This window comes from Asticcacaulis sp. (assembly GCF_020217185.1).
In the GTDB taxonomy this organism is placed as follows: Bacteria; Pseudomonadota; Alphaproteobacteria; order Caulobacterales; family Caulobacteraceae; genus Asticcacaulis.
In genome coordinates this window covers 1-10000 of record NZ_JAIWNX010000269.1, presented here as the reverse complement: position 1 = coordinate 10000, position 10000 = coordinate 1, and the positions used below count along the sequence as shown (strand labels likewise).

General features: G+C 62.3%; 8 protein-coding genes. 3 read left to right on the top strand and 5 right to left on the bottom strand.

Features of this window, described 5'->3' with window-relative positions; genetic code table 11:
* Positions 1-800, bottom strand: an 800-nt coding sequence (gene moaA / locus LDL37_RS13620) for a GTP 3',8-cyclase MoaA (protein WP_290799303.1), incomplete at its 3' end; no start/stop codon positions are given.
* Positions 801-1055: 255 nt separating this feature from the next.
* Here moaA and LDL37_RS13615 point away from each other — a divergent pair.
* The gene (locus LDL37_RS13615; protein WP_290799302.1) at positions 1056-2666 is read left to right on the top strand and encodes a carboxylesterase/lipase family protein; all 1611 of its coding nucleotides are present in this window, start codon (positions 1056-1058) and stop codon (positions 2664-2666) included.
* 46 nt (positions 2667-2712) lie between these two features.
* On the opposite strand, the gene LDL37_RS13610 is transcribed toward LDL37_RS13615, so the two are convergent.
* The 4 genes from LDL37_RS13610 to LDL37_RS13595 all read right to left on the bottom strand — a co-directional run bounded on the left by LDL37_RS13610 (position 2713) and on the right by LDL37_RS13595 (position 7103).
* Entirely contained in the window at positions 2713-3138 is a 426-nt protein-coding gene (locus LDL37_RS13610) for a GNAT family N-acetyltransferase (RefSeq protein ID WP_290799300.1), read from the bottom strand.
* On the bottom strand, positions 3135-3968 hold the full coding sequence (locus tag LDL37_RS13605) for a prolyl oligopeptidase family serine peptidase (RefSeq protein ID WP_290799298.1): 834 nt from the start codon (positions 3966-3968) through the stop codon (positions 3135-3137). Before LDL37_RS13605 ends, LDL37_RS13610 begins: the two co-directional genes overlap by 4 nt.
* An 82-nt stretch (positions 3969-4050) precedes the next feature.
* On the bottom strand, positions 4051-5490 hold the full coding sequence (locus LDL37_RS13600; RefSeq protein WP_290799296.1) for a mannitol dehydrogenase family protein: 1440 nt from the start codon (positions 5488-5490) through the stop codon (positions 4051-4053).
* 125 nt (positions 5491-5615) lie between these two features.
* Complete coding sequence (locus LDL37_RS13595) at positions 5616-7103, bottom strand: altronate dehydratase family protein (RefSeq protein WP_290799305.1); 1488 nt, start codon at positions 7101-7103, stop codon at positions 5616-5618.
* Positions 7104-7406: 303 nt separating this feature from the next.
* Here LDL37_RS13595 and LDL37_RS13590 point away from each other — a divergent pair, with 303 nt between their 5' ends.
* Positions 7407-8495 (top strand): LacI family DNA-binding transcriptional regulator, encoded by a 1089-nt coding sequence (locus LDL37_RS13590; protein WP_290799294.1) that lies wholly within the window; start codon positions 7407-7409, stop codon positions 8493-8495.
* 280 nt (positions 8496-8775) lie between these two features.
* The coding region (uxaC, locus tag LDL37_RS13585; RefSeq protein WP_290799292.1) for a glucuronate isomerase at positions 8776-10000 on the top strand (1225 nt) is incomplete at its 3' end.

Below are 10000 nucleotides of genomic sequence, written 5' to 3'. Positions count from 1 at the left end.
ATACGCACACGGTTGCAGGTGTCGCAGAAATTGTGGCTCAGCGGCGTGATCAGGCCCAGCCGGCCGCCGGTTTCCGCCACGTGGTAATAGCGCGACGGCCCGCCCGTCGTGTCGCTCAAAGGCGTGATGTCCCAGAAACTTTGCAAATCGGCCATCACGTCGCGCAGGGACACGAACTGGTCTTCACGCCCGGCGATCTCTTCGCCCAGCGGCATGGTTTCGATCAGCGAAATGTCCATGCCGTTGGCGTGCGCAAAGCGGATCATCTCCGGCAGATGGGTGCGATTGTCCTGTTGCAGGGCGACCGTATTCAGCTTGACTTTCAGGCCCGCTTTTTGCGCCGCGTCTATGCCATCCAGCACTTTTTTGAGGTCGCCACCGCGCGTAATGCGACGGAAGGTGTCGGTATCCACACTGTCCAGAGACACATTGATGCGCCGAATACCGGCCTCGGCCAGATGCGGCGCGGCCTCGGCCAGAAGCGTGCCATTGGTGGTCAGGGTCAGCTCTTTCAGACGCCCCGTATGCACCTGCGTGCCCAGACGTTTCAGGAAATCCAGAATTCCCCGCCGCACCAGCGGCTCCCCGCCGGTGATGCGCAGCCGCGTCACGCCCTGATCAATCAGGAACAGGGACAGGCGTTCAAGCTCTTCAAAACTCAGCAAATTTTCACGAGGGAGAAAAGTCTGTCTCTCTGACATGCAGTAGGTGCAGCGCAGGTCGCAGCGGTCCGTCACCGAAATCCGCACATAGGAGATGCGGCGATGATAGGCGTCGATCAGGGCGGGTTCGGAACGCATAGCCTTGCATAGCCGGAAATTCGCGCTCAGGACAAGGGTTTAGAGAACGGAATGATCTCATGGATCATTCCCCTCAAGCCGCCATTGAGGCGGCGGCCAAGGCGGCGGAGCCGCCGCCCGGCGAGGGGCTAAACAAAAATCTGGATCATTAAGTTTCTACCAAAAATCATAAGGATCCAGATTTTTGGGCGGCTTTACATTTGCGTGTGGCGGGGCCACCTTGCGTCAAAATCAGAACCCACGGGAAATGCCCGCATGAAACGCCGTGATGCCCTTAAGGGCCTGTCCGCCCTGACCGTGTCCGCCGCCGTGACACCGGTATCAGCCGCAACGCCTAAGCCCAAATCCGTCACGGTCAAGACCACCAATGGCCCGGTGATCGGGCAGGTCCGGGCGAGCACGGCGGTGTTTCTCGGCCTGCGGTATGGCGAAACGACCGCGCCGCCCTATCGCTTCCTGCCGCCGCGCCCACCACAGCCGTGGATCAAGCCGGTCAGGGCGGATGGCTATGGCCCAGCCTGCCCCCAACAATCCACACCCGACGCCTATGGCAAGAGCGAGGACTGCCTGTTCCTCAATGTGTGGACGCCGCAGGCTTCCACACAGCAAAAACGCCCGGTAATGGTCTATTTTCACGGCGGGGCCTATGCCAACGGGTCGGGCTCCGATCCGCTCTATGATGGCACAAACCTGTCGCAGCGCGGTGATGTGGTGGTGGTGACCGTCAATCACCGGCTTAATGTCTTCGGCTATCTCTATCTGGCGCGGCTGGAGCGACTGATCCTAGGGCAGCCGGGCCCGCTGGCCTTTTCGGGGAATTGTGGGCAGCTTGATCTCATTCTGGCGCTGCAATGGGTGCGCGACAATATCGCGGCCTTTGGCGGCGATCCCGGCAATGTCATGGTGTTCGGGCAATCCGGTGGCGGGGCCAAGATCGCCACCCTGATGGCCACGCCGAAAGCCGACGGCCTGTTCCACAAGGCCGCGACCATGAGCGGCCAACAGGTGACCGCCTCCGGCCCCGGCAATGCCACGGCGCGGGCGAAGGCGTTTCTGGGGGCGCTGGGGCTAATGCCCGATGCCGAAGGGCTGAAGGCCGTGCAGACCCTGCCGTGGGAAACGCTGGTCGCGGCGCTGAAGGTCACCGATCCGGTATTGGGCTCCGGCGGCGTCTATATGGGCCCGGTGCTTGATGAAGCCATCCTGATGCGTCACCCCTTCTATCCGGACGCGGCGCCACAATCGCGGCACATCCCGATGATGATCGGCAATACGCACGACGAAACGCGCGGTTTTCAGGGGACTAATCCGGCCTTTCAGAACCTGACCTGGGAAGAGCTGCCGGAAAAACTGCCGCCCAATTACCGCGTCGATATCGACCCGTGGCGCGTCATCGACACCTATCGCAAACTCTATCCGCAGATGACGCCGAGCGATGTCTATTTCGCGGCGACGACGGCGGGGCGGTCCTGGCGCGGGGCGATTATCGAGGCCGAAGAACGCGCCAAGGCGGGGGCCAAAACCTTTGTCTATCAGGTCGATTGGAAGACGCCAAAAGACGGCGGTCGGCTGGGCGCGCCACACACGATCGACATACCGCTGGTCTTCCGCACCACCGCCGTACCGGACGCCATCTCGACCGACAGCCCGCAGGCCCGGCGCATGGCCGACCTGTTCTCCGACGCCTTTATCGCCTTTGCGCGCACCGGATCACCGCAGACCCCCGCCCTGCCCGACTGGACGCCCTATGGCCTGCCGGAGCGCCAGACCATGCTGATGGACCTGACGCCGCAAATGGCCAATGACCCGCGCGGCGAAGAACGCAAGCTGTTTGAAAAAGTGCCGTTTATCCAGTCTGGCACTTAACTGATACCAACGGCCGAAGAGGCTGACCGCATCCGGCCGTTGAAAGTCACTGCGCCATAAACACAATCGGATAGGGATTGCCCGCCGCGTCGGTGTCGGAACGACCGGTCACTGCAAATCCGCACTTTTGATAGAAGGTGACATTGCCCGTCACCTGTTCGTTGACCTCGACGATCAGCGGGCCTTTCAGCACGCGGGCATGGGCGATCAGGGCGCGACCCACACCGCGCCGTTGCTGCGCCGGATCGACAAACAGCATGGCCAGCGTGTTGTCACCTGCCAGCACGCAAAAGCCGGCGGGGGCACCGTCGTCTTCGGCCACCCACACCTCGCCGTCCATCAGCCCGGCCAGCAGGTAGGGGCGGTAAAAGTCGATATCGCCCTCAGCAAGGAAATCATAGGCGGCGCGCACCGACTCTTCCCAGATGCGCGTCAGGGCGGCGACATCGGCGGTGGTCGCTGTTCTGATCACCCCAGCACCTTGTCGATCCAGCGGGCCGCCAGTGACGGCCACTGATCGTGCGTGCCGTTCAGCTCACGCAGCGCAAAGCCGTGCAGGGCCTGCGGAAAGATGTGGGCATCGACATCTCCACCCGTCTGCTGCATGGCCTTGATCAGGTTCAGGGCGTGATCGATGGGCACGATCTGATCGTGCAGGGCATAGGCCAGAAACACCGGCATGTGCGGGATACCGTGCGGTTCCCCGGCTATGCCGATGGGCCAGGCGTCGTAAAAGGCCTGCTTTTCGGCGGGCGGATAGTCGGGCTTGCCCGCCGGGGCCTTATAATCGCGGTGATTGGCGTTGACGGGGGCGTAGGCGATCAGCACGCCCTTCGCCTTTTGCGCGTGGTCCTGACAGGCCATGACGCCGGCCAGATGCCCGCCCGACGACAGGCCCACGTGCAGCAGTGGCAGGGGCGTCAGGCTTTGCAGATAATCGAGCGCCTTGAGGCCGTCGTTCAGAGCGATATCGTAAGGCCACACGCCGCCATCCGCATCCGCCTGCCCCGGCTGACGATGCGTCAGCACATAGGCGTCGATACCCTGCGCATTGAGCCACAGGGCGACCTCCACCCCTTCGCGGTCGTGCACAAGGTTGATATAGCCGCCACCCCCATAGACGAGGGCGCGCGCCCGCGCCGGAGTCGGTGATTTAAATGCGCTCAGTTCGGCGCGCGTGACCTGCTTATGCACGCGATCCGGCCATTGCCCTTCCGGCGCATTGGGCGCGCCGTCGGACAGCGCAATCACGTGGTCGGGTGTGGGGGCTTCGACGGGCAAAACAAGGCGGGGGTTCGGCATGGGCGCGTCCTTTTTATAAGAGGGAAGCGGTAATGCCGGGGCGCAGAGGCGTCAACCGTCTTATCCCTCCCCGCCCATGCGATTACGCGGCCACCTGTTCGCGCGACAGGAGCGTCTGATAGGCCCCTTCGACGGCGGCGATGACACGAGAGTCCTTCGCCAGCGCTTCCGGGAAGACCTTGCGGTAGGCAAGAAAGGTCGCCACGTCCGACTGCTCGTCTTTCAGCCCCCTGCCCATGGCGATCAATTCATCGGCCAGCGGATCAGTGATCGTCTCGCCGGCCACAGCCTTCGCGCGGATAAAGCGCATCCACGCGGCCAGCGGCACGCCAAAGCGGCTCACGTCCTGACCCTTTTCCAGCGCCTCGGACAGGGACGACAAGAGGCGGATCGGCAGCTTCTGCGAGCCGTCCCAGGCGATTTGCGACAGCAGGTGACGGATGGCCGGATTGCGGAAACGCTTCAAAATCGCTTCGGAATAGGCGCTCAGGTCGAGGCCCTTCGGCGCCTCCAGCAGCGGCACCACATCGCTCAGCATCAGGTCACGCGCCAGTTGCGCCAGTTCGGCATCCTTCATGGCTTCCGACACGCTCTCGATACCCTTGTGCAGCCCGGTATAGGCGATCGTCGAGTGCGGCCCATTGAGCAGGCGCAGCTTGGCGCGTTCATAGGCCGGGACATTGTCGGTCAGGATGACGCCGACCGAGGCCCAGTCCGGGCCGCCGTCGTGAACGTGTTCCTCGATCACCCATTGGGTAAAGGCTTCGCGCTGGATCGGCCAGGCGTCTTCGAGGCCAATGGCCGCCTTGACGCGCTCACGCAGGGCGTCGTCGGTGGCCGGGGTGATGGAGTCCACCATGGTGCAGGGGCAGGCCAGATCGGCTTCGATCTTAGCCGCCAGTACCGCATCCGTCTTCGCCACAAAGGCCACAACGGCGGCCTTCAGGCGGTGGCCATTCTTGGGCAGGTTATCGCAGGGGATCAGCACAAAGGGCGAAAGGCCCGCCGCATAGCGACGGCGCAGGCCTTCGGCCACGTAGCCGATATAGGATTTCGGCGTCTGCGGGTGGGCGAGGTCGTGGACGATGTCCGGATGGGCGAAATCGAGTTCCCAGTTGGGATCGAGGCAGTAGCCCTTTTCGGTGACCGTCGAGGTAACGATCTGCACTTCGGGGCGCGTCAGGCGCTCCAGCACGGCGTCGATATCCTCGGGCCCGACCAGCACTTCGCGCATCGAACCGAGGATCTGATATTCGATCTTTTCGTCGAGAATAGCCAGGGTGTAGAGGCCGTCCTGCGGGGCCAGCGCATCGCGCACACCCTTGGAATGCAGCGACACACCGCAGATGCCCCAGCGCGGGTCTGTGGCCAGCAGCGCATCGACAAAGGCCGCCTGATGGGCGCGGTGAAAGGCACCGGGACCGAAATGGACAATCCCGACCGCGATCTTTGCCGGATCATAGGCGGGTTTGATGACATCGGAGTTCAGGGCGTCGAGCGTGGCAAGCGACAGGCGGGTCATGCGGTTTTTTCTTTCAGACTGTTAAATCGGCTAAACTTTGAAAAATTCCGCCGGGCCGCCCCAAGGAATTTTCTCTATTATAGCGAAGGCGGTGCACAGGGGAAACGCTGTTTTCCCCATGATACCTACAAAGTGACGCCATTCTTCCAGATGGCGATTTCGCGCTCGTCATTCTTTTCGTTGTTGGCGCGCTCACCCGACGCCACGCGCAGGATGAGGTCCATCAGGTCATCGGCGGTTTCGTCCAGCGTCTTGCCCTCCAGCGCCTGACCGGCATTGAAGTCGATCCAGTGCGGCTTCTTTTCGGCCAGAGCGGTATTGGAGGCGATTTTCAGCGTCGGCGCAGGGAAGCCCAGCGGCGTGCCGCGCCCCGTGGTGAACAGCACGATCACCGCCCCGGCGGCCGTCAGCGCCGTCGAAGACACGGCGTCATTGCCGGGCGCTTCGAGGAGCGACAGCCCCGGCTGCGTGGCGCGCTCGCCATAGCGCAACACCTCGGTCAACTGGCTGAGGCCGCCTTTTTGCACGGCCCCCAGCGACTTTTCTTCGAGCGTGGTGATACCCCCGGCCTTGTTGCCCGGCGACGGGTTTTCAAACACCGGCTGGTTGTTGTCGAGGAAGTATTGCTTGAAGTCGTTGACCACATCGACGACCTGATGAAACACCCCTTCGTCCCTGGCGCGGGCCATCAGGATGCGTTCGGCCCCGAAAACTTCCGGGATTTCGGTCATGATCGACTGCCCCCCGGCCAGCGCCACGATGTCGGCCACACGCCCGACCAGCGGATTGGCAGTCAGGCCCGAAAAACCGTCCGAGCCGCCGCACTTGACGCCGATGGCGAGGTCCGAAACGTGGCACAGCTCGCGCTGATCCTTTTCGACCACCTTCACGAGTTCTTCCAGCGCCTCAAGGCCCGCCTCGTGCTCGTCCTCGACCATCTGGGCGGCGAAATATTTGAGGCGATCCGGCGTGCGGCCTTCGATCTCACCGATCAGGGCGCTGAGCTGATTGTTTTCGCAACCCAGACCGACGATCAGCACGCCGCCGGCATTGGGGTGCGCCGCCAGCGCCGCCAGCAGCTTGCGCGTATGGTTGAGGTCGTCGCCCAGTTGCGAGCAGCCGAGCGGATGGGTCAGGGCATAGACGCCATCGACGCGGCCCTTAAAGCGCTCGCTCGCCACCCTGGCCAGCCGCTCAGAGGTGCGCGCCACGCAGCCGACCGTGCACAAAATCCAGATTTCATTGCGGATACCCACCCTGCCATCCGCGCGGCGATAGCCCATAAAGGTGCGCGCATCGGGGTGGGAACCCGGCCCTTCGGCGGCCACGGGCGCGTAGTCATAGTCTTCGACCCCCGTCAGAGAGGTGGCCAGATTGTGCGTATGGACGTGCTCACCGGCCTTGATCGGCGCGATGGCGTGCCCGATACGGAAGCCAAATTTCAGCACCGGCACGCCCACGGCGATGTCACGCAGGGCGATCTTGTGCCCCTTGGGGATGTCGGTTCCGAGCGTCAGTTGCACATCACCAAAATTCAGCACCTCCCCGGCGCTCAGCGCTTCGACCGCAATCGCCACATCATCGGTGGCGTGCACGCGCACATAGCGCACCATAGCCGGGGCTTTTGTGTCCTTAGGCCCAAGGGCCGCGCAGGAGGAAGAGTCGTCGGGCATAATCGCTGTCTTTCTGACGTCCGACGCCCTCAGAGGCGAGATCGCGAACGTTGTTTTTTATGTTGACGGTTGGTAACCGGTGTCATACCTCTGAACGCGGTAGATAGGCAAGAGGCGTAACAGGGCTATGGACGGAAAATCTGCGCGCTTGCCCGCAGCCGCTATTTACCGCTAAATATAACAGATGAAACGGACTTTTGTATGTGACCGTCTCGCAATTCAGGCCGGAAGCAAAACCCACACATGACCACGACCGCTCTTCCCGAAGGCGCCCCCGATCCCGTCGAAGATTTCCTGAAGCGCCGCAAGAAGGCGACGATCAACGATGTGGCCTCTCTGGCGCGCGTCTCGAAGAAGACAGTGTCGCGGGTGATCAACCATTCGCCGTCGGTGCGCGCCGAAACCCGCGATCAGGTCAATGCCATCATCGCCCGCATCGGTTTCAAGCCGGACCCGCAGGCGCGCGGCCTGGCCTTTCGCCGCTCCTTCCTGCTGGGCCTTGTCTATGACAACCCCAATGCCCAGTACGTCATCAATATCCAGAACGGCGTGCTGGATTGCATCCGTGGGTCGGGCACCGAGCTGGTGGTCCACCCGTGCGACAAGAACAGCGCGGATTTTATCGACGAAATCCGCGAATTCGTGGAGTTGCAGCGCCTGTCCGGCGTGATCGTCCTGCCGCCCATCGCTGAAAACCGTCAACTGCTGGCCGCGCTCGATGATCTCGACGTGCCCTATGTGCGCATCACCGCCATGCCCGGCGATGAAAACACGCCACCTATCGTCTCGTCGCAGGTGGTGTCGCGCGACCGCATGGGCTGCCGCGCAGCAGCGGAGCATCTGGCCGATCTGGGGCACCGCCGTATCGGCTTCATCTCCGGCCCGGCGGGTTACGCCTCGGCGCGTCAACGCCGGCAGGGCTTCGATGAGGGGCTTGAGGCGCGCGGCCTGACGCTCGATAGCGCCCTGATCGTGCAGGGGGAATATACCTTCGAGTCGGGCTATGTGGCCGGTAAGGCACTGCTGTCGCAATCACCGCGCCCGACTGCCATTTTCAGTTCCAACGACGAAATGGCGGTCGGTGTCTATAAGGCCGCCGCCGAGTTGGGCCTCAGCGTCCCCGACGACCTCAGCGTGGTCGGCTATGACGACGCCCCCATCGCCGCCCGCGTCACCCCCGGCCTGACCAGCGTGCGCGCCCCCATCCGCGACATCGGCCGCGCGGCCGCCGATGCCCTGCTGGCGGAAAACCGCAAGGACAGTACCGTCTTCGATACGGCCCTGATCGTGCGGGAATCGACCGGCCCGGCTGACCCGTCGTTCAAGCCCTGAACCTGTTTTTGCGAACGAGTCTGGATCATTACGTTTCCCTGGAAACATAATGATCCAGCTTTTGTTTAGCCCTCGCCGGGCGGCGGCTGCGCCGCCTTGGCCGCCGCCTCAATGGCGGCCTGAGCGGAATGATTTTATGAAAATCCTTCCGCTCCAAATTAGACATTGATAAAAACCATGACACCGGTTACCTGTTACAGCGGGAGATCATGAGCCCGAAGACCGTCACAAAGTTCAGACAGAACGGTCCACGGTTTCGCTTTGTTTCGGTATCTATCACATGTCCAAGCCTTTGATTTTGAACGAAGACCGTCTGTTTTCGGCAGACCCGGCGCAGCGCGCGGTGGCCCGCGAACTGTATGCGCTGATCAAGGATTACCCCATCCTGTCGCCGCACGGTCATACGGACCCGCAATGGTTCGCCGATAATGCCAATTTCGGCAGCGCGACCGAGCTGTTTCTGGCGCCGGACCACTACATCTACCGCATGCTCTATTCGCAGGGCTATGATCTGAATGATCTGGGCGTGGGGTCCAAGGCCGGGCCTTCGACCGCCGATCCGCGCACGGCGTGGAAAATCTTTGCTGCCAATCAGCATCTGTTCCGCGGCACGCCGACTGCCATGTGGATGAACCACGTCTTTGGCCACATCATGGGCTTTGACAAGCGCCTCGATGAGACGACGGCGGATGATTATTTCGACCGCATCGGTGAGCTTCTGGCGTCTGACGCCTATAAGCCGCGCGCCCTGTTTGAACGCTTTAATATCGAGCTTCTGGCCACCACCGAGTCGCCGACCGATACGCTGGAGCACCATCAGAAAATTCGCGCGTCGGGCTGGAAGGGCCGCGTCGTCACCGCCTACCGCCCCGATCCGGTGATTGATGCCGAACACGAGGACTTCCGCGACAAGCTGAAAGTGTTTGCCGAGCTTTCCGGCGAAGACGTCTATAGCTGGAAGGGTTATCTGGCCGCGCACCGCAAACGCCGTGACTTTTTTATGGAGATGGGTGCGACCTCGACCGACCACGGCCACCCGACGGCCAAGACCGCCAATCTGTCGGCGGCAGAGTCCGAGGCCCTGTTCAACCGCATCATCGTCGGGGAATTTACCCCTGCCGATGCCGAGCTGTTCCGCGCCCAGATGCTGACCGAAATGGCGCGCATGAGCCTCGATGACGGGCTGACCATGCAGATTCACCCTGGCTCGTTCCGCAACCACAACCAGACGATCTTTGAAACTTTCGGGCGCGACAAGGGCTGCGACATCCCGCTGGCCACCGATTACGTCAATGATCTCAAGCCGCTGCTGGATGCGTTTGGCAACGAAAAGACCCTGACGGTCATCCTGTTCACGCTGGATGAGACCTCCTATTCGCGCGAACTGGCCCCGCTGGCCGGGCACTATCCGATCCTGAAACTCGGCCCGTCGTGGTGGTTCCACGATTCGCCCGAAGGCATGACGCGCTTCCGCGAACAGGTCACCGAAACCGCCGGCTTCTACA